Source organism: Porphyromonas endodontalis ATCC 35406, assembly GCF_000174815.1.
In the GTDB taxonomy this organism is placed as follows: Bacteria; Bacteroidota; Bacteroidia; order Bacteroidales; family Porphyromonadaceae; genus Porphyromonas; species Porphyromonas endodontalis.
This window is the reverse complement of record NZ_ACNN01000012.1, coordinates 1-23,536: the sequence shown is the minus strand read 5'-3', so window position 1 is coordinate 23,536 and position 23,536 is coordinate 1. Positions and strand designations below refer to the sequence as shown.

The 23,536-nt window shown below is 44.4% G+C and carries 15 protein-coding genes and 3 pseudogenes; 13 read left to right on the top strand and 5 right to left on the bottom strand.

The window, feature by feature from the left end; all coding sequences use genetic code 11:
- Window positions 1-37: 37 nt before the first annotated feature.
- The 10 genes from POREN0001_RS02470 (at window position 38) to POREN0001_RS02425 (ending at window position 12,274) form a co-directional block, all read left to right on the top strand.
- Window positions 38-1,072 carry a pyridoxal phosphate-dependent aminotransferase gene (locus POREN0001_RS02470; protein WP_004332877.1) on the top strand — a complete coding sequence of 345 codons (1,035 nt, stop codon included), beginning with the start codon at window positions 38-40 and terminating at the stop codon, window positions 1,070-1,072.
- A 27-nt stretch (window positions 1,073-1,099) separates the two neighbouring features.
- Complete coding sequence (gene recO, locus POREN0001_RS02465) at window positions 1,100-1,846, top strand: DNA repair protein RecO (RefSeq protein ID WP_004332953.1); 747 nt, start codon at window positions 1,100-1,102, stop codon at window positions 1,844-1,846.
- A 469-nt stretch (window positions 1,847-2,315) separates the two neighbouring features.
- Complete coding sequence (locus POREN0001_RS02460) at window positions 2,316-5,447, top strand: P-loop NTPase fold protein (RefSeq protein ID WP_004332967.1); 3,132 nt, start codon at window positions 2,316-2,318, stop codon at window positions 5,445-5,447.
- Window positions 5,448-5,734: 287 nt separating this feature from the next.
- Window positions 5,735-6,754 carry a hypothetical protein gene (locus tag POREN0001_RS02455; RefSeq protein WP_040580272.1) on the top strand — a complete coding sequence of 340 codons (1,020 nt, stop codon included), beginning with the start codon at window positions 5,735-5,737 and terminating at the stop codon, window positions 6,752-6,754.
- Window positions 6,755-6,782: 28 nt separating this feature from the next.
- On the top strand, window positions 6,783-7,688 hold the full coding sequence (locus tag POREN0001_RS02450) for a hypothetical protein (RefSeq protein WP_224208851.1): 906 nt from the start codon (window positions 6,783-6,785) through the stop codon (window positions 7,686-7,688).
- Between the two features lie 30 nt (window positions 7,689-7,718).
- Entirely contained in the window at window positions 7,719-8,405 is a 687-nt protein-coding gene (locus tag POREN0001_RS02445) for a hypothetical protein (RefSeq protein WP_004332890.1), read from the top strand.
- A 25-nt stretch (window positions 8,406-8,430) separates the two neighbouring features.
- Window positions 8,431-9,120, top strand: coding sequence for a hypothetical protein (locus POREN0001_RS02440; RefSeq protein ID WP_115321437.1), 690 nt, complete (start codon window positions 8,431-8,433; stop codon window positions 9,118-9,120).
- A 33-nt stretch (window positions 9,121-9,153) separates the two neighbouring features.
- Window positions 9,154-9,855 (top strand): hypothetical protein, encoded by a 702-nt coding sequence (locus POREN0001_RS02435; protein WP_004332902.1) that lies wholly within the window; start codon window positions 9,154-9,156, stop codon window positions 9,853-9,855.
- Window positions 9,856-9,914: 59 nt separating this feature from the next.
- Window positions 9,915-10,730: an SH3 domain-containing protein gene (locus tag POREN0001_RS02430; RefSeq protein WP_004332783.1), complete on the top strand. Its 816-nt coding sequence runs from the start codon at window positions 9,915-9,917 to the stop codon at window positions 10,728-10,730.
- Between the two features lie 41 nt (window positions 10,731-10,771).
- Entirely contained in the window at window positions 10,772-12,274 is a 1,503-nt protein-coding gene (locus POREN0001_RS02425; RefSeq protein WP_004332861.1) for a hypothetical protein, read from the top strand.
- A 76-nt stretch (window positions 12,275-12,350) separates the two neighbouring features.
- On the opposite strand, the gene POREN0001_RS02420 is transcribed toward POREN0001_RS02425, so the two are convergent.
- Window positions 12,351-13,310: an endonuclease/exonuclease/phosphatase family protein gene (locus POREN0001_RS02420; RefSeq protein WP_004332844.1), complete on the bottom strand. Its 960-nt coding sequence runs from the start codon at window positions 13,308-13,310 to the stop codon at window positions 12,351-12,353.
- Window positions 13,311-13,939: 629 nt separating this feature from the next.
- Between POREN0001_RS02420 and POREN0001_RS02415 the strand changes: the two genes are divergently transcribed.
- Complete coding sequence (locus tag POREN0001_RS02415) at window positions 13,940-16,213, top strand: outer membrane beta-barrel protein (RefSeq protein WP_224208850.1); 2,274 nt, start codon at window positions 13,940-13,942, stop codon at window positions 16,211-16,213.
- A gap of 15 nt (window positions 16,214-16,228) precedes the next feature.
- A pseudogene (locus POREN0001_RS09655) lies at window positions 16,229-16,303 on the top strand (hypothetical protein); the annotation flags it as partial.
- 39 nt (window positions 16,304-16,342) lie between these two features.
- Here POREN0001_RS09655 and POREN0001_RS09350 read toward each other — a convergent pair.
- The 4 genes and pseudogenes from POREN0001_RS09350 to POREN0001_RS02395 all read right to left on the bottom strand — a co-directional run.
- A pseudogene (locus POREN0001_RS09350) lies at window positions 16,343-16,618 on the bottom strand (leucine-rich repeat domain-containing protein); the annotation flags it as partial.
- A gap of 18 nt (window positions 16,619-16,636) precedes the next feature.
- Window positions 16,637-18,118, bottom strand: a complete 1,482-nt coding sequence (locus POREN0001_RS02405; RefSeq protein WP_004332895.1) for a leucine-rich repeat domain-containing protein — start codon at window positions 18,116-18,118, stop codon at window positions 16,637-16,639.
- Between the two features lie 18 nt (window positions 18,119-18,136).
- Window positions 18,137-19,612: a leucine-rich repeat domain-containing protein gene (locus tag POREN0001_RS02400; protein ID WP_040580255.1), complete on the bottom strand. Its 1,476-nt coding sequence runs from the start codon at window positions 19,610-19,612 to the stop codon at window positions 18,137-18,139.
- 74 nt (window positions 19,613-19,686) lie between these two features.
- Window positions 19,687-22,812 carry a C1 family peptidase gene (locus POREN0001_RS02395; protein ID WP_224208849.1) on the bottom strand — a complete coding sequence of 1,042 codons (3,126 nt, stop codon included), beginning with the start codon at window positions 22,810-22,812 and terminating at the stop codon, window positions 19,687-19,689.
- A gap of 289 nt (window positions 22,813-23,101) precedes the next feature.
- Here POREN0001_RS02395 and POREN0001_RS09650 point away from each other — a divergent pair.
- A pseudogene (locus POREN0001_RS09650) lies at window positions 23,102-23,536 on the top strand (transposase); the annotation flags it as partial.

Below are 23,536 nucleotides of genomic sequence, written 5' to 3'. Positions count from 1 at the left end.
TAGATACCTATTTTCCCCTTTTAGATCGAGAAATAAGATGATCAACGGACACGGAGACGAACGCCTAAACGACGGCAAAAAGCCCTTCCTCAACTTTAGCAACACCGTATGGTACGGTGCGGATCACACACTGCTTGGCGAGCATCTATCCCGCTCGTTGGTAGATTGTATGAGACATTACCCCGAGCCGGATGCGACTACGCTGCGTAAAATGATCGCTCGGCGCCATGGGCTGAATGAGGAGTCTATCATCGTAACCAACGGCCCCACTCAAGCTATCTATTTGCTTGCAGAAGCTTTTGCCGAGAAGCGCATCTTGATTCCCTCTCCGGCCTTCGCCGAGTACGAGGATGCGGCTCGTCTATACCGCTCGGAGGTGCGACTGATTGCCGGTAATACGCCTATCTCCGAATGGCCTTTGGACGAGGTGGATGTCTGCTATATAGCCACTCCTAATAACCCCGATGGGCATATTATATCGCATGCCGAGCTTATGCTCATCATTGATAAGTACCCCAAGGTCACCTTTATACTTGACCAGTGTTATGCCAATTACACAACGGTAAACAAGATAAAACCAAGCGATAGCAAGTCGCATCCCAATTTGATCTCCTTCTGGAGTTTCAGTCATGCCTATGGTATTCCGGGGTTGCGTATTGGCTATATCGTGGCTCCCAGTCAGTACTCGGAGGCGATTCGTAGGTTGGTAGTCCCCTGGTCTGTCAATAGCATTGCCATAGAAGCTGCCAAGTACATCCTCATCCATCCGGCGCAATTCACGCTCCCCATCCGTAAGTGGCAACGCTCTGCCCAAGAGCTTATGACCAAACTTAGCGCCTTCAACGAGATTGATGTACTCCCCAGCACTACTACATTCTTCCTCATCAAACTGAAGAAAGGTACAGCGGCTGCACTCAAGGAGTATCTAGCCACGGAACACAATATGCTCATACGGGATGCGAGTAATTTTGCAGGACTAGACGCTAGCTACGCTCGTATCACCTCACTAGACGAGGCGAGCAACAATCAACTAGTCAACGCTATTGCCCTCTGGTTGGAGCAACAAGCCTGAGGAATCCTTCTGGTGTGAGTCGCTTTCATGCTCATATCCACCCGCGCTATCGTACTTACCACAAGGGCGTACAACGATAAGTTTGCCATCGCACACCTCCTCACAGAAGAGGAGGGGATGGTAGCTTATAAGATACCTAAACCCTCTCCCTCTAATCGTCGATCTTCGGCTACGGCTCGGCTACAGCGGATGGTACACCCGCTTTCCGAACTCTCCATTGTGGCAGATCATCGCCTCCAAAGAGGTCTGCAACAGATAGACGATGCTGAGTACTACCGGCTGAGTCTGAATCTCATGCTGTATGACCAAATCAAGGTAAATATTGCGTACTTCTTAGCCGAGGCTCTCTATCATATTTTGCGCAGTGCTCCTCCCGATCCCGAGGTGTATCGTTACATAAGTCGTAGTATAGAGACCCTAGAGGAGAGCGAGAAGAGTTGTGCCAACTTCCCCATTACCTTCTTATTTGGACTATTGGAACCCCTGGGAGTTCTTCCCCCTGATGTACTGGAGCAGGAGCCTAAAGGTTACTTCGATCTAGTAGAGGCCTCCTATACAATGCACCCCTTGCGCAATAGTCACGTCATTCCGATTCATGAGACAAAGGCTCTGCGTTACTTCCGCCGCATTAACTACCAAAATATGCACCTCTTCCGCTTCCATCGGGAAGAGAGGCAGCGAATCCTAACCTATCTTCTCGATTACCTTCGTCTGCATTATGCCCCTATCGGAGAACTAAGCTCCCCCACCATCCTCTCCCTCCTTCACTCGTAAGCCTCTGCCTCCTGCTACGAAACCTCGAGGGAATACCGCCTCGGCTCGTTGTTGCTAAGACTCGTTATGTCCTACTCGAGATAAGATTGAGGACCGCGCATGTAGGAGAGGTCCCCTCTTGAATTATCGCCCTTAAAACTAACCTAAGTCCAAGCCCTTTTAGCCTCTTAGCAAAGGCCGAAAAAGGAGCCGTCCTATTTTCGTTTCTCTGTTGCCTAATTTCTGCTCGGGTTGTTGCCCTAAAAATTTTTTGTTCCTGCCCATGAAACTTTATTTTTCCACCCTATAAGGAAAAAAGTCTAGGGCAGGTTTTTTTCGCTGTTTCACAGCGAGACTTCCCCCTCTTTCCACTAAATCTCCTCCTCTTGCCTCCCCGAAAGTTGTACCTTTGTGGTCACATTACCATTGTTTTGAGGAGATGATTTTGTCGTTTTAGACGATATAGATAGAAGTAGGAATATATACAATAATGAGTAGTTATAATTACATTTCTAAAGACCCTTGTGGCGAAGATCTTTTTGCGGGGAAAGTTCATGAAAGAACTGCAGATCATATTGCCTCTTTGTTGAGAACCGAAGGATCTTTAATAATAGGGATTGATGGGGGATGGGGTGCAGGAAAGTCGAATCTTATCCAGATGGTAGAAAAAAAAGTTGATGGACAAGCTATCTTTTTTACTTATGATGCATGGGGACACCAAAATGATATGCCTCGTCGCTCTATACTTGAGGAGCTTACAAGTAAGATAACACGGTCTAATGCTCTCTCTAAAAAAGATAAGACAGAATGGGAAGATAAACTGAATTTATTGATGTCTCAGAGGAGGGAGATCAGTACTGAAACTATCCCAAAACTTAGTACTGGGATTATCTTATTATCTTTAGTTATGATCCTAACTCCTATATTTTCTAGTATAGCTGAGTCACTGTCAAGCTCTGTATGGAGGTGGAAAATCGCTATAACTAGTCTACCTGTAATCATCATACTGTTTTATTCGCTATACAGATTCTTTCGTTTGAAAGAGAGAAATTTCGAAACACTTCTGAGTGAGTTTGTATGCTTATATCAAGAGCGGACAAGAAGAGAATCATCTTATGAGACTGTTTTTTCGAAAGAACCATCCTCTACGCAATTTAAACAGTGGATGAACGAGTTGGACGCCAGCCTTCAGTCTCCGTTAATTCTTGTCTTTGACAATATGGATAGGCTACCAACCTTGAAGGTCCAAGAATTTTGGGCTGCTATTCATTCCTTCTTTTCAGAAGTGAAGTATGAAAAGATTAAGGTAATTATTCCCTTTGATAGGAAACATATCATATCAGCATTCAAGGGTGAAAACTCTGAAGATAATCGCAGTTACGGAAATGATTTTATAGACAAAACTTTTGACATCGTTTATCGTATCGCTCCTCCAACATTATCGAATTGGAAGGGGTATTTTTCTAGCCAATGGCAGACTGCTTTTGGGGCACAGTTGTCGTCAGAACATTCTATTAAACAGATTTATGACTTACTAACGGAAAGTAAAACTCCTAGAGAAATCATTGCTTTCATTAATGAATGTGTCACAATAAGAAAAACGTGTGGAGAGTCTATTCCTGATGAATATGTTGCCCTATTTGTTGTTGGAAAGCATAAAATTAGCGACTCCCCACAGAAGGAACTTTTGGAGTTAACTTTTTTAGAAGCTTTGGCATATAAGTATCGTAATGAAGAAACCTCTAAGTATTTATCAGCACTATATTGTCAGCTTTCTCCGGATGAGACCTTAGATATAGTTTATGCGGACCAGCTTAGACGTGAACTCGAAAAAGGAGAGACTAAATTGCTCCAAAGCCTCGTAACACAATCTGTGTTTTCAGATCTCTTAGAGCATGTTATCGTAGATGTAAGTAATGTAGAGGGGACTGTCCTTGCATTCGCAAAGGTGGAAGAAGTTGCTCCAATTAAACCTATATTTTGGAATCAGTTGGTATCAAAGGCCTCAGAAGAGAAGGAGAATCCTAAGCAGTATCAGATAGATCTCCTTAAACATGCAAGCGAGGATCACTCAAAAAAATACTTGCAGAAGATAGTACAATCTCTTTATGCCCAATGTGGATATATAAATGAAAGTTCTTCTAGACCAGCAGAGTTCAACGCTCCTCAATTCTATCAATCCATCAAAAGTATTGAGGATAAACTTACTGAGTACAATTATCTAAACCCTTTGTCTCTATTGCATAACGTTAAAACAACACCTAAGCTATTTGTGCTATTTGTGCAACTTGCAAAGGACTCGTATTCTAAATATAAAATAGAATGTTCGATAAGTAATCTGGATTCTTATCTGGAGAGTTTGTCTGTTGAGATCCAAAATTATTTAGAGATGGGGGGGGCAGTGAATTATCTCCCAGAAGATACTCGAAGATCCCTTTCTCTGTATCAAGATGCATTGAAGGAGAAGATAAGCAATACTCGGAGTATTGAAGTAGCAGAGATTTTACTGTGTCGATGGGTAGAGTTGGGAATAATGGAAAAAGAATTGATGGATGATGAGAGTATTAGCTATCTTCTGAACTCTGCAAACGAAGGGACTCTTTTATATTATTGTCTCATCTGTATGCGTTTTTCCCGTGGTGGTTCATTTTCTTCTTATTCGAATCGTATACCTGAAGATGGGGATGAAGAACTTCTTGAGAATTTAGCAAGATATATCAATCTGTTTGCTACATATACAGAGCTCCTCTTAATGTGTCAAGATATGACTGATTATCCCCTTTATGGAAAATTGCTTCGTTACCTTGTATCTAATAATCTAGGGGAAGATTTATCAATACATGAGGTCCTACCTCATTATAGGGAGATTTCTAGAACTTTGAACATCAGGGTGGATGATTTACTGAAAGACTGGGACAGAATGGGGGTTGAGAACTCTGTCATAGAAGAGACAATACCCTCTCTGCCAGTAGACTTTTTTGAGGAGACCTCAGAGATGAAAAACTTGAAAATTGTATCTCATTGTCATCTCATCGCAGAGAGATATCTACAATCTATTTCGTGTTCTGATTGGAAAGCTTTCCTTATGGAAGAGAGTCAAGAATACCAGCTTTTAATGTGTTTGAGGTGTGATTGTCCTAATGCTTTTGAGGCTTTCAAACGGGTTGTTGAGACAGAATTTGAATACCAAGAGCTGAAACTTCACGATGAAATTTATAGTCGTTTAGTGGCTCTCTTCGAAAGTCAGGGAAAGACTTGGGGATCCACTTTTCAAAACGTGCGAAATATGTATGGGACTTCAGGAAGGAATATAACAAAAGCATTATTTGTCCGCTATGGAAAAGAGTTATTCGAGAGTGCAGATCTCTCAAGGAATCAAGATGCTATCCGAACTATACTACCGACAAACCTCTTAATAGAAGAAGAGACACGTAATATTTTGATTGAGAGAGGTTCTGATCTCATTCAAATCCTCAACTCTGCTGAGGATAAATATAGAAAGGAGTTCGTAAGAGCAGCTTTTTCTGTCTACAACTCTTTGGATATTGAATCAAAGGAAAGGATGAAAGAGCTTCTTTCTGAATTAAAAAAAGTCTCCCCCTTAGGCGAGGAGAAAGAGTAGGACTATCTTCGTTCTTTCAGTCTTTCTGTTATTTGTAAGGGGGAAGGAGAGTCCTTTTTAATCTGTTTAGAGCTTACTTCTTGGAGAGAATCTGTGCGATAGGATCGGTGTTATCTCATGGCTCTGAGCCAAAGTCTTTATTCGGAAGCTAGATGAGCTTACTATGGGTACACCGACTTAGCGTATCTTGGTCTTTTAGTTGGGGTATCAATCTGCATTTAGGGGCGATGTAAACTTTTTACCTTAACTTCGTGCTCTGTTAGTAACATGAAAGAAGATAAAAGACTATGAAAACCGTATTAACGAGAGTATTCTCCGTCATGGTCATGTGTGCGTTTTTCGCATGCAGTGCGGGAAAGAACAAAGAGAATAATCAGGAGAAGGATTCTCTTGAAGTGGGAGCACCATCATATAATTATACTAATTTCACTTCCTCGAATGTGATTGCTTATCAGGATAGTCTCCTCTTCTTCTATAATGTAGATGAGGATATGACCATCCCATTCCATCTACTGGAGCCGGATGAGATTTTTAATTTTGTTTTTGATCCCGATGGCAAGGCCCTATACTATACCGTGGTGCGTAATGGGATGCTCTGGTTACGTCAAGCGACCTTTGGGGGAGAGGAGCCCCAACTTGAGGATTTGGTGAATCTCAATATTCCCAAGGAATCCTCTATCTCAGAAACCAGTGTGGAGCATAGCCGCCTAATGTACAAGGATGGCAAGCTACTCATCCCTAATGGGTTCAGTTGGGAGGCCTACTGTTTCACCTCCTTCCGTATCTATACGATTGCAAGTCGTAAGCTCCAGGATGCAGATTGGGATAAGTACGTCTCTCTTATGGGGCTAGGGGAAGAACGGAACTCCCACCTCTTTAGCACAAAGTCGGATCAATTGTATTACCGCAATGGGGGTAAACTCGTGTGTGTGACCGATAAACTCAATCTTGAGGAGCAGAAGGAAGAGGAATCAATCGAATATATGCAATACAGCATTAGTCCTGACCGTAGTAAGGTGGCTTTTGGAGCTATGCTAATGTTTGGCGACATTGCCCATGGTCCGCTCTGCATTGCCAATGCCGATGGTTCACAGCAACAGATCCTTGTTGAAGACGGCGTCTCGGACGAGCAGCCGACACTCTGGATTGGTAATCGCTTGTTCTTCATTGATGTGGATGATGAGCTTACTTCTGAAAACGATGGAGACTGTGGATTTTCTCTATTCACCATCGATCCCTCGACCAATAAACGCACGCGTATGTTCGATAGAGTTAGACGCTTCGATATCAAGCAGCCTGCTAAGTAATCAAGATTTCATAATCATATAAAGACAAATGAATTCATACTTCAATTCTATGAAGCCAATCCTTTCTCTATTGCTGTTAGGAGTTGTACTATTGACAGCCTGCCAATCCTCAAAACAATCTGAAGGAGCAGCCCCCAACATCGATAGCTTGGAACAAGCTCTTGCCCAATCGACCGATCCCCTAGAGCGTATTGACCTCAAACGTCAGATCCTAGACCTCACGATGGAAACTGCAACGCCGGAAGAGCGATGCCGAATATTTGAGGAGTTCGCTACTCTAGTGGAAGAAGAGGTGGGTATGCTCAATCAGCGTGAGAGCGACTATCTAGAGCATTACTACGAGTATCGTTACGATGATGATGCCAATCCAATAGAGCCCCATGATTCCATCAAACAGAAAGAACAGGGCTACATACAGCGAGGGCTACAGTTTGATGAGGTAGGAGAGGGGATTGTTCTGCTAGCCCCAGCCCCCACTCTGTTTGCCAAATACCTCAGCCAGCTACCTGCCTACTATCAAGAGTACTGGCAGCTTTTAAGGGATAGTGAAAACATTGCTCCGGATGCTTGCCTCGTGCTAACTTGGCGTGAACTGGGGGATTTAATCGCGCGATACGAGGCCTATGCCGAGTCCAACCCTGAGCAGAAAGAGCTATTCGTTAGACTTAGTGATAACTATCAATACCTTCAGATGGTCTATATGACCGGTACGGACAATACACCTATCGCAGACGAATCCGGGTCGATAGATCCCGATCTCAAGGGCGAGTGGCAGCGGTTTATGAAGGCTTATCCCAATAGCCTAACCACAGAGCTTATCAAGGAATTCCTCCAACGAAAGAACTATAGCGATCTAAATGCCATGCAAGAGCGGGTCGAAGAAGTTCAGAAGGCTTCGAATTATCCCTTGCTCTCGGCTTCCTCATTCCTATAATTAAGATTACCATTGATTACTGTACACATTATGAAATATAAGACTTTAAGCCTAGGCGTTGCCCTAGCATTTAGCCTCCTATGCACGGCGTGCGGAGGGAAGAAAAACGACCAAACGACCTCAAACGATAGCGCGCAAATAGAGGCTATTCCTCTTCCTGAACTCGCAGAAGGGGAGGAAGTGGTTTTCGAGAATGACGATGTGCGTATTGTCGAGAGAGACATCTCCACAGACGATATTCCCATGTACAATAACTTTGAGATCCAACCTAAGCACACCGGCATCGAAGGCTTCGAGATATCGGGTAGTGTGCTGGATTTTGAGGGGGTAGTCGGTAACGTTTTAATTACTAGTGAAGGTACGGGCGTGGTGAGTACTCTTTGGTTATACGATATGACTACGGGGGAGGTTCTAGTACCGGTAGATATGGCATTCTTGTCCGGTACTCTAGAGATCCAAGGAGAGGATGCTGTTTTCTTTTATTCCCAAGAGGATAATCTCCCAAGAGTGCAATGGAATGAGAAAAAAGGGGCATGGGTGGATGCTAATGAAGTCCCCGACTTACTACGCAATGATCAACTAAAGGAGGCTCAGCAAGAGGTCAAAGAGCACCTCTTTGAGGGCCTCACACTAATGGCTTTGCAGAAAGTAAAGATTGATATTAAGGAGCGTAAAGTCACCCCTCTCCAAGAGTACAAATGGAGCTACATTGAGTAAATAGAGGCATCACTTTATGTATGCTATGAAATCTAAGACACTAAGCCTAGGCATTGCCCTAGCATTTACTCTCCTATGCACAGCGTGCGGAGGACAGAAAAACGACCAAGCAGGCTCAAGCGATAGTACTCAAATGGGGGCTATTGCCCTGCCTGAGTTGGCAGAAGGGGATGAAGTGGTTTTCGAAAACGAAGACATGCGCATCGTCAAGGGCGAGACCATCGAGACAGAGGGTGGAGTCTACAATATCATTGAGGTACAACCCAAGCGTTCGGATATCAAGAACTTTAAGGTCGAAGGGACTGTGCTCGACTTTGAGGGAGTGGTGGGGCATACATTGCTCACGAGTGAAGGTACAGATGTAGTGGGGGCACTCTATCTACACGACTTGACTACGGGCAAAGAGGTGATGCCTATTGACCTGCCTTTCGACTCTAGCTTAGGGGTTGAGGTTGCAGACGACAATATGTTTTTCTTCTACACCAACGACTCCGAGTTCCCTACGATGAGTTGGAATGAGCGAAAAGGTGTGTGGGTAGATCAGAACGATGTCTACGACTTCCTCCGCAACAATCAGCTCAAGGAGATGCAAGAGAAGGTCAAGGAGTACATTTTCGACGGCTTCACTTTGAGAGCTTTGCAGATGGTAGAGGTCAAGATCAATGAGCGGTTGGTCAATCCTCTTTCGGAGTATAAATGGAGCCCTATTGAGTAGCTCCCAAAAGTATAGCTTAAGTACATCAATCCTATGAGAAGACTTATTCTTATCATGCTATGTTCCCTCTCGCTTTTTAGTCTAGAGGCACAGAAGAATAACCAAGGGGCCAAGAAGATCAATATACGAGATATCTTCTTGATGCTCCCCGAGAAGGCTGTAGATAATCGCTGGTCCGTAGAGGAGCGCAAAAAACTTCTCACGCATGTTGGGGTGCCCGCCGAAGGGCAGGAGTGGATAGAGCCCTATGTGGAGGTCTGCGACGAGCGCAATGGCTATCTACGAGCTTATCTTTCCTATCCGGATCCTACGCTAGAGGTTTGCTATTGGAACCTCAAAGATGGGCGTAAGTTGGTCGGTGTCAATAATGCATTTGGGTATAGTGATCTCAAATTTTACATCTACGACCGAGGTCGCTTGCGTGAAGATCGATCGTTGGCACCGAAGGTCTCTGAGGTGAAGGTTGAGGATTTCTACGAAACTTCGCAGCTCTCTCCTAAGCAACGAGCCAATCTGACTGATGCTTTTAAGCACCGTCTTGTCTTTCTTTTCAAATTGCCACAAAAGGGTACTTCAATAGAGATGTATGTTGGCGCAAGAGAGCAGGATGCGGAGTACGATACGATGTTTGACGATCTTGGTCTAGGGGATCTTGTTGATACTAAGTATGTTGTTTTCCGTTGGGTCAATGAGCGATGGGTCAAAGAGGTCAAGCGTATTCCCCGAGAGGACTAGACTAAACACTTCTAGGATGATACAATAAGTTGGATACACAATAAGCATTAATAATCTCCATGAAACTAAAGCGAATTTTATTGGCACTACTGTGCCTATTTTCCGGTGTATCTACCGGGTTTGCACAAGACCTACCCGCAGTTTGCTATGTCTATCGGATTGGGGAAATCAATGTTGTCTTGTACTATGATGCAGAACATCGTGAGCCTTTTGATGTGCATCTCGAGTATCCCGAAAACTTCACAGATACATTATTCTGTACCACTTTTGATAAGCAACGAGCTCGGTATGAATTCAAGAGTAAACAGACCGATAGCTTTGCCACTCTCCCGGCTAGCTCTGAGAAGGATCCTCAGCAGCTAGAGCTCACCCTCACGATCAAGGGTAAGACCCGTAAGCTCCTGCTCGATAACTTTGAGAATACTCTCTTTGTTTATGTTTACGATGAGACAAAAGGGGATACCAACATCCGTAATGCGCCCAAGGGTACTGTGGTGCATAAGCTAGATAAGGATGGCTCGCATATGCTCAATCTCGGCAATAATAAGGATGGATGGTGGCGTATCTGTGGTAATTTTGTCGCTTCCTATGGCGAAGTTTACGAGGGCGAATTGCCTATTCGTCAAGACGGAGAGAGTTGGATACACTACTCAGTCGTGGCCGTAGGCACACGTAACTATGGAGAGCAAACTCTCAAGCTTAGAGAGCAACCCTCTGGGCAGGCTCGGGCTGTCTACACTTTCTCAAAAGAGATCACTTTGCGCCCTCTAGACAAGCGGGGTGAGTGGGTCAAGGTACAGACTCTTGACAAAAAGCATCAGGGCTGGATAGAGGAAGAATGGCTTTGCGGTAATGCTCTGACAACCTGCCCATAGGTTTAACTGTGTAATAGTACAAACTACTGAAGAAATCAAATATGAAGAAGAACATCTATTATCTTTCCATTGTGCTAGGGCTAAGTGTATGCTTACCGGCACAGGCTCGGCAGCTTAACGCCTCCACCCAAAACGCTCTCAGCCGAATGATCTACGAGGGAACAAACGACTCTGAGGACACCTCCGACAGAGAGGGAAAAACCACGAGTAACCCTACCTCTGCGGCTAAAACCTACTATGTTAGCGCCAACGGAAAGACTCGTGCTGATGGTTTGAGCAAAGAATCGCCCCTAAAGGACCTACAGAAAGCCATTGATCTCGCAGAGGATGGCTCAACAATCCTCGTGGCAGAAGGTAACTATCTAGGTAATATGGATCGAGGATATATTGAGTGCGGACGCTTCGGAAATGGCGCAGATAACGGCAAGTTCCTCAAGTTCTATGGCGGCTACTCGTCCGACTTCTCAGAGCGCAACCCTCTTAAGTACATCACCAAGATTCAGCCCAATGAGAAGTCGCCCCGCGTTCTCGGTTCGGCACTCTTTCACATTACGGCACGCCGTGCTTATGGGGATAAAACTCCTGCCGGAGAAGTAGTGGTGGATGGTTTTACTTTCGATGGAGGGGAGCTTATCATCTACAACAAGGCCGACGTGAAAGACCTACGCACGGGTACGCCTAATACGGAGGTGCTCACGGGTATGTTGGTACACCCCGATGGTAGCCCCATACAGCCCTCTGGCTACTCTAAGGCTGATTGGCGTGCGCTACACCTAACGGTTGAGGGGAAGGTGCGTGTCTCCAACTGTGTTTTCGTCAATTGTCGCTTCTTTGGATTGCAGGCGGCCATGGGTGCCGGGCATATTGAGGTCAGCAACAATGTATTTGTGGCTAATCGCTATGCCGCTTGTGAGGTCTGGGGTACCCTATCCGCAGGGCGTGAGGGTGAGATTTCGTTAGACTTTCACCATAATACCGTGCTATTCACTTGGCCTATCACCAAGGAGTTTGAGTCGATGGGGCAGGGCTTCCGCTTCATGAATGGTATCCGTACCATCAATGTTTACAAGAATATATTCGGCTTCAATTCTCGCTGTGGTGTAGAGCGTTGTCGCTATGAGGCAAGGCAGGAGTATGAGAAGCTAAAGCAAAGCAATCTCTATGATAATTATTTCATTGGTAATAAGTACGACCTAGAGATCTGTACCAAGTCCAACCCCCTTAACGTACCCGCCTCTCGCATTGAAGAAGCCGAAGAGATCGGGCCCAAGTACGAAGGAAATAAGGAGATGCCCCTTGATAAACGCTTTATCGGAGCCATTGATGCTCCCTACCTTAAGGGCTTCATGAGTCTCAAGATTGTATCTTCGGAGGACTACGACCGCAACTCAACGGCGAATCAGGTCAATCGCTACCTCGGACAAAATCAGCAGGCTACGCAGACTACCCGCGTGACCATGTTTGCCAATAAATACCCCTGGGAAAAAGCGCGCAAACTCTTTGGCGCAGTACCCGGGTATGGTGCTCAGACTCCCAAGAAATAGGGCGATACAACGCTAACGAAAAAGGCAGTGCAGAGGAAACTTCTACACTGTCTTTCTTTTTGTTTGAGAGGGTGGGTTAGAGCTTAAACTCCGCCCATAGGGGATAGTGGTCGGATAGCATAAAGGAGAGTTTTTGCTTTGTCAGACCTCTGTTTTTGAGTGCGGTAGCAACAAAGTCGTAGCTGCCTCCACGTACAAACTCCAGGGAGAGTTTGGGCTGGCCATTCGAGCCGTTGAACCACGCAATCTGATCGTAGAACTTTGTATCGTTGAAGATGGAGCGACTCACTTCTTTGCTTTGCAAACCCTCAGGAATGTATAGCCCCTCAGAGAGGAAGGTCTCAGCCAGTAGGTCTCCTCGTGCCTCAATGTTGAAGTCGCCAAGGATAATCAGATTTTGGTGATAGGCGTTGATGTCTTTCGCCCAAGACGATAGCCATTGAGCAATTCCCTTGAGTTCTTTTATGCGGTCGCTCGACTTCTTGCCGTAGAGCACGTGAAGTGTGACGAGAATGAAGGTCTGATGTTTAGATCGGAAGCTCACGGCATAAGGCGAGCGAACGAATTGCTCCTGCATTACGTTCTTGGATACTCCGCTGCGCCATTCGTCCGGCACGACTAGCTCCCCTGCTAGCCCCGAGAGATTGACTCGGCGCGTATCGAATAGATAGGCCATGCGTTCGCCATTGCCGGCACTTCCTTGGTTTACGTCGGTTAGAATCATAGACCATTCGTCCCCTAGTATCTTGAGTGTGTCTCTCAAGGCTCTGATATTGGATTTGACCTCTTGTATAGCGATAACGTCGAATCGTCTTAGAATCTCGGCAATACAATGCACCGAATGAAGGTCGCGTCGGGGGCTATCGCCCTCTTTACTCATCCAGCTACGTGTTAGGTCGCCAAAGCCTCGGATATTCCATGTGGCGATGAGTAGGTTGCGGTCGAGTTGTTTGGGTGGAACCTTTTCGTCCAAGTCCCTAAGTAGCTCCTCAAGGTTCTCTTTTACTTCTTGAGGTTGTGGGTCTAATGCTTTCATAATCCTTTTATTTTGAGGTTGGTAGATGATTGCTCTTGTACGCCCTTACTATATCTAACGCAAATGTAAGGGATTGCGGCTAATAAACAATCCATAGAGTAGTCGTGACTGTGTAGACCCATGCTCAAAATGGGCGCTGCGGTTGTGGCTAGCTTCGAGAGGGGCTTATGCGATGATTCAAGAGCTTATCCCAAGCCTTGTTCTCTACCTAAAAAGGGACAAAACCCTATTCTCTTCTTTCCCTTGGCTGATTTCCTCCCGGATTTGAGGCTGGAATTTTTTTATTTTTAGGCTGATAATGGGGGAACATTCTGCCTGAATTTCTTTCGAATTTAGGCCTAAATCCCCCGAAATCTTAGCCGGCAGATTTTCCCCCTCCCACTAGAGCCCCCCCTCGCATGCCCCTCGCTTCAGAATACGCCCTCCTCAAAGCCTCGCATTTTACTTTTATATTTCCTAACTTTGTTGTCGAACCAAGAGAAATGGATAGCAGTGTCCATAATATCGTGGTGCAAAGGATGAGAACCTCGAGAGCGTTTTTATCACTTCTAAATGTCAAAATGCAGATCAAAAAAGAGATGAAATATTTTTGTATTCTTACTTTTCTCGCATTCCTTTTTACTATACAAATGTCAGCGCAAGAGGGGCGCTATGAATTGAAGGGCTCCATTTCTACTAAAGATCAAATTTCTGTACCAGCGGCAACTATTACATTACAGCGAGATACTACAGATCGTGCTTTTACAGGAGCTATCAGCCAAGCCGACGGGAGTTATACTCTAGAAGTGGAAAAACCAGGAATCTATTTCGTAGAAATCCGTTGCATAGGCTATAAAACTTTGCATCAAAGTCTCATAATAGACCGACCCCTTACCCAGTATGATTTTGTGCTGTCGGAGAATGTTGAGGAACTTTCAGAGGTCGTAGTAATAGCCAAACATACTAGATTGAAACCCAATGGTACTATTCGAGTTGAGTTTAAGGGAAATCCTATTACTCGTGGGAAATCAATGGCAGAGGCGCTTCGCTTTGTGCAAGGAGTAGAAGTAAATGGAAATAACTTGTTTATAAATGGGAAAGAGGACAATCAGATTATACTAAATGGGCAAACTATTACATTGCAACAGCTGAATACTATTCCCACTTCTATGATTGACCATATTGATGTTATTCCTAATCCCGGAGTATCGATGGGGAGTAACATAAAAGGAGGAATAATTCTTGTTACACTGCGTGTACAGGAGGGCACTCTAGGATCTATAAGTTTACCTCTCCAGTTTGACCGATTAGGCTTAGTAGATGTTATTCCGACGCTATTTTTCCAGCATCAGAGAGGTAGTGTGACTTTTTACAATACGCTACGAGGAGGTGCTGGACGCTATACAACAAAGTATGAACGGCAAGATAAGTATATGGGCTCCTCGCCTCACACAATACAAACTATTACAGAAACTCAACAGAAAGATTATGCTGTCGTCGATAACTTCGGGGTGCAATACCAAATCAATGCCCAACATCGCATAGGTCTCTTCGGAGGCGTGAGCTATGATACCCCCAATAGCACAACGGAAGACAACGTTGTGGGAAAAGATAATACATTGAAGCAACGAAATAAATACCAATCGTTGAATCTGAATGGAGGCTTGAGCTATAATGCCCGAATCAACATTTTTGAAGGGGCGAATATATCTTCTACAATGAGTTATAGTCGAATGCAAAACAACTCAGAGAACCATTATATTTTGGATAAGGAAGATATTGCTCTAGCTGATAATAATACACATTACCTACAAATAAACCCTAGAGTCTCTGTACAATTTGCAGGTGCACATTCTTTTATTAGTGGCATTAACTATGCTTATGCTTTAGACCAAAATAGAACAGGAGGAATTGAAAATGAGAAATTAAAAGCACTCTCTAAGAGACAATTTTCAATATCAGGTTTCGATTTTGCGCCCTTTGTGGAGTATAGTAAAATGTTTGGTGAGAGGCTTTTTCTTCAGGCTGGGCTACATTATCAAAACACCGTAATGCAGTACCAAGATTTACTATTACCCGACCGCAGTTATAGGGTTTCCAATCGAGGTTTTTACCCTAATATTCTACTTCAATATATGATTAGCACAGAACGTAGCTCAGGTATTGCTCTTGCGTATCGACGCTTTTTTTCTTTGCCTAACTACGGCTACTATTCCCCTATAGCTACCTATCAGACAGAAAATCTATATAGTATTGGGAATCAAAAGTTGAAGCAAGAAACCTTTGATGAGGCAGAGCTAACCTATTACATCAATAGGGATTGGAATGTAACCTATCGAATGCGTTATGGAAGGGATATTGTGCAGATTATGACACATCTTGATGAGAGCCGTCCCAATCTATTTTACACCCAACCTGAGAATGTAGGCAGTCTTCTGTATCATTATCTTTCATTCTCGTTTAACAAGAGATTGTTCTCATTTTGGCACACCAACAACGTTCTCTACCTCCGTCACAATCAAGAAGAAATGCCCGAGCGTTCTGTTCGTAATTTTTTGCTCGGGGGGACATCCACACACCAACTCTCTCTATCTAATAATTGGGGCGTAACGATAGCTTTTTCGGGACAAACGGCGCAACAAAAGTTAGGGTATCGCTTAGGAGCAACCTTTGCACTTGATGCAGGTTGTTATCTTTCCCTCCTTACTGATAAATTACAGGTGAGTCTTTTGGCTAGTAATATAGTTTATGGGAGGGAGTCTCTTACCATTCAACACCCGAACGCAGAATTAGTACGTTATAATCTATCCCCACGTACTCGCCTGAAACTCACCCTCTCCTATGCATTCTCCCTGGGAGATCAAATCAAGAGAGCTCGTACCGAAAGTGCGGCGACAATCTCCCTTGACAAACCCATTTTGTGAAATATTTTCGATTAGATGATACACTTCGAACAACAACGCGATGCAATAGACCGTGGTCCATCATGTTTAGTGATGCTGGCTGAGCATTACGGACAGAAAGTCAATCGCGACCAATTGCGTGAGTGTTGTGCATTGGATAAAACTGGGTCTATCTCTCCTTGGCATTTTCAGATAACTCTCATCTTTCATGCCTGCGGGCTTTGGAGCAATGGGCCAACACAGGTAATGAAGGAATGCGATGTCTCTGTCGTTAAGTATTCCCGTCACCCGAATGCGGGTGAGTTCTTCGGCTCCCGGTCCTATCACATCCTGTAACGTCCCCGGAGTTTCCACATGATATTCCTGCGCTTGGGCGGTTAGTGTGAATATCAGCAACAATAGTATTGAGTAAAGTTTTGAAGTCATGGTTGTTTACATTAAACATTATAATGAAACCTTGTAGCTTCTTTTTCCTATCTGCACAACATAGAGCCCTTGGGGCAAGGGAACTTCCATGCGATTAGTCACCTGACCTTTCCAAACAACCTGTCCATTGATGCCATATACATTGACGAATACAGGTCCTTGGGCACCACCTGTTGTCTCGATATGCAGCGTGCCAGCCTTTCCGTACACTTTGTATGCATCGGTCGGCATGGTTGGCGTACTGATGGAAGTCGGCCATTGCCAAGCCTCCAACTCTACAATATTCTTGAACTCCGAAAACACCATGGACGTGCGGTAGGCATCGGCAGAACCCTTTGGAACATAAAGAATAGCAGTTTCCATCGGACAAGAGTGGAATGGCAGATATGGGCCATCGCCATTTGTCCATTCTGTAGTCACTGGTGGAATTATAGGCCGTGCGTAAACCTTTTGCAATTTACTATTATTCCAAAATGCGTTCCTACCTATAAAAGTCACACCTGCCGGTATATCGATGGAATCCAAGGGGGCACTATCGAAAGCGTGTTTCTCAATACGCGTAACCGTGGAAGGAATGTTTATTTTACGGAGCCTGAGGTTCCAGAAGAAAGCTCCTACGCCAATTCGCGTAATTCCGTCCGGGATATTGACCTCCTCCAAAGCACTGCACCAAAAAAAAGCATCATCTCCAATCTCCGTTAATTTATCGGTGAGGATCGTTGCCTTGCGCAATCCTGCCATACCTTCGAAAGCACCCCTCAATACTCTCACATTCTTGGGAACTACCACTTCTTCAATCGTACTAAGCCCATAATACGCTGCACCATCCAAGATTTCAACGGTTTCGGGCAAGATTGCCACAGAAGGAGAGACTTCAAGACAGTTATAAAAAATACAATCATACATTTTCCGAAGATGGGAAGGGATATTCACCTCTTTGAGCTTTCTGCATTCTGCAAAAAACAAATCATTCATTACCTCAAGATTGTCCGGAAGTCTCACTTTTTCTATTCCTATACTGAAAAAAAGAAAATTTCTCCCGATCTCTTCCACGCTTTCAGGTACAATTAACTCTTTAAGAAGCACATTGTAACTAAAGGCCTCATTGCCTATTTTCTTGAGTGTCTTGGGTAGTTTATAGTCTTTGATATAACTCCCATAAAAAGCCCTGTCGGGTAGAGCATCATTCACCATGCGTGCATCCTCCATGTCCAGATGCCTCAGGCATGTCTTGAGGGTATCCTCTTTCTCCATCGCTATTTTCAGATAACTCTCATCTTTCATGCCTGCGGGCTTTGGAGCAATGGGCCAACACAGGTAGTGAAGGAATGCGATGTCTCTGTCGTTAAGTATTCCCGTCACCCGAATGCGGGTGAGTTCTTCGGCTCCCGGTCCAATGACTTCCTGTAACGTTCCCGGGGTTTCTACATGATATTCCTGCGCTTGGGCTGTCATTGTGCATATCAGCAACAATAGTATTGAGTAAAGTTTTGATGTCATGGTTGTTTACATTGAACGTTATAATGAAACCTTGTAGCTTCTTTTTCCTATCTGCACAACATAGACCCCTTGGGGCAAGGGAACTTCCATACGATTAGTCACCTGACCTTCCCAAACAGCCTGTCCATTGATACTATATACATTGACGAATGCAGGTTCATGGGCACCACCTGTTGTCTCAATATGCAGCGTGCCAGCCTTTCCGTACACTTTGTATGCATCGGTCGGCATGGTTGGCGTGCTGATGGAAGTGGGCCATTGCCAAGCCTCCAACTCAACAATCTCCTTGAACCCTGCGAAGACCTCGGATGCACGATAGGCATCGGCAGAGCCTTTGGGAACATAGAGGGTGGCTTCGTCTGCAGAATTGAGGAAAGGGAGGTATGAAGATTCGTCTGTCCACTCATTGGTTATCGGAGGCATAACAGGGCGCGAGTAAACCTTTTTCAGATTGCGATTATTCCAAAACGCATTCCTGCCAATAAAGGTCACACCTGCAGGAATATCAATAGAATCCAAAGGTGCACTATCGAAAGCATTTTTTTCAATGCGCGTGACCGTGGAAGGAATGTTTATTTTACGGAGCCTGAGGTTCCAGAAGAAAGCTCCTTCGCCAATTCGTGTGATTTTGTCCGGAATATTCACCTCTTCTAGAGCACTGCACCAATAAAAAGCATCATCTCCTATCTCCGTCAGTTTGTCGGTAAGTATCGTTGCCTTGCGCAATCCTGCCATACCTTCGAAAGCCTCCCTCAATACTCTCACATTCTTGGGAACTACCACTTCTTCAATCGTATTAAGCCCATAATACGCTGCACCATCTAAAATTTCAACTGTTTCGGGCAAGATTGCCACAGAAGGAGAGACGTCAAGGCAGTTATAAAAAATACAATCATACATTTCCCGAAGTTTGGAAGGGATATTCACCTCTTTGAGCTTTCTGCATTCTGCAAATAACAAATCATTCATTACTTCAAGATTGTCAGGGAGTCTTACTTTTTCTATTTGTACGCTAAAAAAAAGAAAATTTCTCCCAATCTCTTCTACGCTTTCAGGTACAATTAACTCTTTAAGAAGTACATTGTAACTAAAGGCTTCATTGCCTATTTTCTTAAGCATTTTGGGTAGTTTACAGTCTTCTAGATAGCTTCCCGCAAAAGCCCTATTAGGCAATGCATCGTTCACCATACGGGCATCTTCCATGTCCAGATGTCTCAGACATGTCTTGCGGATATCCTCTTTCTCCATCGCTATTTTCAGATAACTCTCATCTTTCATGTCTGTGGGCTTTGGAGCAATGGGCCAACACAGGTAATGAAGGAATGCGATGTCTCTGTCGTTAAGTGTCCCCGTCACCCGAATGCGGGTGAGTTCTTCGGCTCCCGGTCCTATCACCTCCCGCAACGTTCCCGGGGTTTCCACATGATACTCCTGTGCTTGGGCTGTTATTGTGCATATCAGCAACAATAGCATTGAGTAAAGTCTTGATGTCATGATTTATTGAATTTATGATTAATATAAAAAGAGGAGAGGAAGTGACATAAAGCACCTCTCTCCTCCAGTAGAATTTATTCCTTTACAAACTTTACAGATTCTTTGATCTGGCCATTTCGTTCGGTAATTGTGGCAATATAGATACCCTGTGGCAGGTGGGAAACATTGATTCGCACTTCTTTCTTCGTACTGTCAATACTGTACTTCCCGTAATTTAACCAATTTTGGGCACCGGTAATGCACAGTTCGTATTGTCCATTCGGAAGATCATACGAAACTGTCAATTCTGATTTGACGGGAATAGGAGAAACCTTCATTTTTCCTTTCCCTGCTTTCACGAAGAGTTCAGAGGAAGTGAGATAGCCATCTTTCTTTGCCGTCACTTCAACCCTATAGGTCTCATCTCGAGTGGGAGCGCAGGTCATTTCCGCCCCTTCGGCAATCATTTTTCCATTGGAGTCAAACCATTGGTAAGTGGCCTCCTCGTCCACCCCCGTTACAGAAAGTTTTACCTTTCCTTCGTTCTCATTCTTGATTATTTGCGGATGTATTACCAGTCTCGGCTCGCGGATGATCTCGAAAGTCTCTCCTCCGACAACTTCTCCATTTTTGTCCTTCTGGCGTAGGAGTATGGTATACTTTTCCGGACTGCTTCCGAAAGGAAGAACGGTCTTGAAGTTCACACTCAGCTTGACGAGATCAATATCCCTGGGTGCAAGTTTAATACTGTCCAGGGAGCCGTTCGATGAGATAAGCTCCTGTATGTAAGGATTGCCTGTGGATTTTATTTTTACGCCCTTATTGCCTCCTTCGTTCCAAGCAGCGAGGATTTTAGGAGCCATACGAAGCTGCACTCTTGCATTATCAAAGAGGGTGTTTGAACTTCCATTAATTGCATTCGGCAACTCTATCACATCAAGACTGTAAGCCTCCTTGGTCTTAAGATGATTTATGACGGAAACAGCTCCTTCATAGGAAGAACCAGTACCAATATTCACTATCGTCACATTCTTTTGTACTACATTATTATTGTATGTAACATGTCTGTAAATATCAGGGAGTTTGGGATACGTGAGACTGTCATTCCTGTCAGAAATCATCAGCAATAGGCAGAAATGCCAAAGGTTCCTTCCTCCAACGGCCTCATTAGTTATGATTGAGAAGTCTTCTGGATTTGGAGTAGGCCATTTAATAACAACTTTTGCAGACTGTCCTGGTTCCAACGGAGGCACAATGCCTAGGCTGGGAACGGTGCCTCCTACAGGAATATTCTCTATCATCATTTGACCAGTCCAAGCCTCGGGCCATTGTAGGTTTGTCCCTGCTTTTGCCCAAAAAGCGGACACTCTTGATTCTGGAGATTTTTTCTGCCCCCTGTTCCAGACCCTTACGTAAATGTAATTATCCTTACCTCCCAAAGGGTTCTGATGTTCTTCTATACCATCTTTTTGATGTCTGACCCAAACCTGAGGTGCGCTCCAAAAATTTTTTTCCTTAATAGTCGTATTAGGCTCAAAACCCATATCTTCAGTATTGTCCTTGATGTATAGGTCGTAATCTTTCAAAAGTGTGGGGAAGCCATACTGGTTCATCGGCCCAATGGAAGCATCACTGTCGTCGCTGTCCTCCTCCAATTTAGCACTTGCTGGGAGGTTTTTGGGACGCGGTCCGATTCCCCACCAATAGTATCCATCGTTATCCTTATCATAGGCCGGTGTCGGTTTGGAAATTGCCGAAATCAACTGACTATAGATAGGAAGATAGCTGGGCCAATCGTAATTGTACTTGTATTCAAAGGGAAGTGTGGGAGCCGCAGAAGAAGCCATATTGTTGATATTCACAAACGCATACAAGAACCCATGGTCTCCCCAGTTCTCTCCCCAACTGTTTTTGAAAATCCAAACAGTCTGACCTATGTGAGGGTCGCCAGGTTTAATCACAATCCGTGTGTTATAGTGCTCATAAACGATGTCTCCCGCCTTTATCGTCTTGTAACCTACCAAAGTCATGGCATGAGACCAAGAACTGATACATCCGGCAAGTGGGCTCTTAATCAGCATGGATTTCAATTTCTCAATTGAGGCGAAATCATTGCCTTTGATAGGGCTGAATAATTCTTTCCCCGCATTTTTTATCGTATACAGAGGTTTACCTTTTTCGGAACAGGGACGATCCTGCGCTTTGTATCGGAACGACATCTCATCCTGAATCCACTTGCGGCTGGTGTAGTCCAATGCAGAAGACGGCCATCCTCCGTTGCAACTTCCTGCATTGGAACAAGACACCAATTCTTGTTCGGAAAGGTCAAAATTGCAGTCCGCATTCTTGTAGAGTTTTGCAACGGCTTCCATAGCTCCTATGGCAGAGAAAGCCCAGCATGAACCACAGCTCTTTTGATCTTTTACCGGAGTAATCCATCCTGTAATCTCATTCTGGAAATAGGGAGAGCCCTTGACGGTAGCACTGTGCCGTGTCCTCCAGTCGAAATCAGGAACATAAGAGGATTTTTTAGAGTTGACATTCGGAGCATCAATATCAAGGATACCGCCGATATAGTATTCCGCCCCCTTGAAATTGGGAACCACTCCTCCATACATCGCTTTCTTCTCTTCGTATGAAAGCCGCCCGAACGGCGTGTCGCCTGCCCTCCACAGTGCACCAGATGCCTCTAGTTTCAAATTGAGCCGATAGATCAAAAACTTAATTCGAGTGTCTTCATCAATGAAAGTAGGTGGCAAGGGGACAGTCCTTGTACGAGCCTGAAGGGATGCAGCAGGTGCCTGTTGAGGGACCGAGATGCCTGAAACGGTGATTTTAAGATGCTCCACTATAGCATCAGAAATGAGAATATGGATTTTCTCAGGAACAAAATCCTTTATTTCCCCTGTTTCAAACCCCATAAGTTCAAAACTGTCCTTACCTTCTTTGAAGGCAAGGAGGGGAAACGATTCATAGACGAGTTTCTCATACCCGTACTGATCTGCCACCAATATCCTAACATATCCATTGGAGGAGGTAAACTTTATATTTCCACTTGCGAGGATGCCGGAAATGTTCCTTGCCTCATTTTTGTTGAATGATAAGACAGTTTCATCCTGAGACAAAACCTTCGTGATATCCGTTTCAAAACTCTGTGCTTGCATATTCAAAACACAGGCAAAGATAAAGACGAAAGTCAAAAAAATGTAATTCTTTTTCATAACCATTGTGTTTTTAAGAGTGAAAAAAATAGATTCCATAATCAACGTGTCCTCCTTTCTATAACTATGGCTTTGAGATGAAATATTTACAATCTATATGCTTTACTAAGTCTGTCAATCTAAGACCTCTCGCCACAAATATATATAAATAATTTTACTTCCGCAAATTTCCCCCTGTTTTTTTGGAGATTGTATTTTCCAGTTGTAAGTGCAACGCTTAGATAAACAAAAACCACCCTGGGGCTAGCCCCAGGGTGGTTGAACTCAAAAAGTTTACATTTGCGTTATTATGAAAACCTACAACCATTTGAGCCGAGAGCAAAGATACACAATTGATCGACTTCTCAAAAGCAAGGTAAGTCCTATTCTTTCATTGCAGAAACCATTGGAGTGGCCACTAGTACTATCTCTAGAGAGATCCGTAGGAATCAAACCCCACGCGGAAAATATTCCTGTCGGCAGGCGGAGACATATGCCTCAGAACGCAAGGATTGGCGTTATTATCCGCGCAAATTCACCCCGAAGATGCGACACGATGTCGAACAAATTATTCGGCAGCAACAATGGTCGCCCGAGCAAATTGTAGGTCGCTTTCGATTGAAGGGAATTCCCATTGTGGGCAAAACTACCCTATACACCTTTCTCCATAGGGACAAAGAGAGCGGTGGGGATCTCTATCGCCACACGAGGCACCATCTAAAATACCGTCACAAGTCTTTAGCTT

What these genes read in the sequence shown, in the direction of transcription:
- POREN0001_RS02470 (WP_004332877.1), top strand. Translation starts at nt 38, where the DNA reads ATGATCAACGGACACGGAGACGAACGCCTAAACGACGGCAAAAAGCCC.
- recO (WP_004332953.1), top strand. Translation starts at nt 1,100, where the DNA reads ATGCTCATATCCACCCGCGCTATCGTACTTACCACAAGGGCGTACAAC.
- POREN0001_RS02460 (WP_004332967.1), top strand. Translation starts at nt 2,316, where the DNA reads ATGAGTAGTTATAATTACATTTCTAAAGACCCTTGTGGCGAAGATCTT.
- POREN0001_RS02455 (WP_040580272.1), top strand. Translation starts at nt 5,735, where the DNA reads ATGAAAACCGTATTAACGAGAGTATTCTCCGTCATGGTCATGTGTGCG.
- POREN0001_RS02450 (WP_224208851.1), top strand. Translation starts at nt 6,783, where the DNA reads ATGAATTCATACTTCAATTCTATGAAGCCAATCCTTTCTCTATTGCTG.
- POREN0001_RS02445 (WP_004332890.1), top strand. Translation starts at nt 7,719, where the DNA reads ATGAAATATAAGACTTTAAGCCTAGGCGTTGCCCTAGCATTTAGCCTC.
- POREN0001_RS02440 (WP_115321437.1), top strand. Translation starts at nt 8,431, where the DNA reads ATGAAATCTAAGACACTAAGCCTAGGCATTGCCCTAGCATTTACTCTC.
- POREN0001_RS02435 (WP_004332902.1), top strand. Translation starts at nt 9,154, where the DNA reads ATGAGAAGACTTATTCTTATCATGCTATGTTCCCTCTCGCTTTTTAGT.
- POREN0001_RS02430 (WP_004332783.1), top strand. Translation starts at nt 9,915, where the DNA reads ATGAAACTAAAGCGAATTTTATTGGCACTACTGTGCCTATTTTCCGGT.
- POREN0001_RS02425 (WP_004332861.1), top strand. Translation starts at nt 10,772, where the DNA reads ATGAAGAAGAACATCTATTATCTTTCCATTGTGCTAGGGCTAAGTGTA.
- POREN0001_RS02420 (WP_004332844.1), bottom strand. Translation starts at nt 13,310, where the DNA reads ATGAAAGCATTAGACCCACAACCTCAAGAAGTAAAAGAGAACCTTGAG.
- POREN0001_RS02415 (WP_224208850.1), top strand. Translation starts at nt 13,940, where the DNA reads ATGTCAGCGCAAGAGGGGCGCTATGAATTGAAGGGCTCCATTTCTACT.
- POREN0001_RS02405 (WP_004332895.1), bottom strand. Translation starts at nt 18,118, where the DNA reads ATGACATCAAAACTTTACTCAATACTATTGTTGCTGATATGCACAATG.
- POREN0001_RS02400 (WP_040580255.1), bottom strand. Translation starts at nt 19,612, where the DNA reads ATGACATCAAGACTTTACTCAATGCTATTGTTGCTGATATGCACAATA.
- POREN0001_RS02395 (WP_224208849.1), bottom strand. Translation starts at nt 22,812, where the DNA reads ATGAAAAAGAATTACATTTTTTTGACTTTCGTCTTTATCTTTGCCTGT.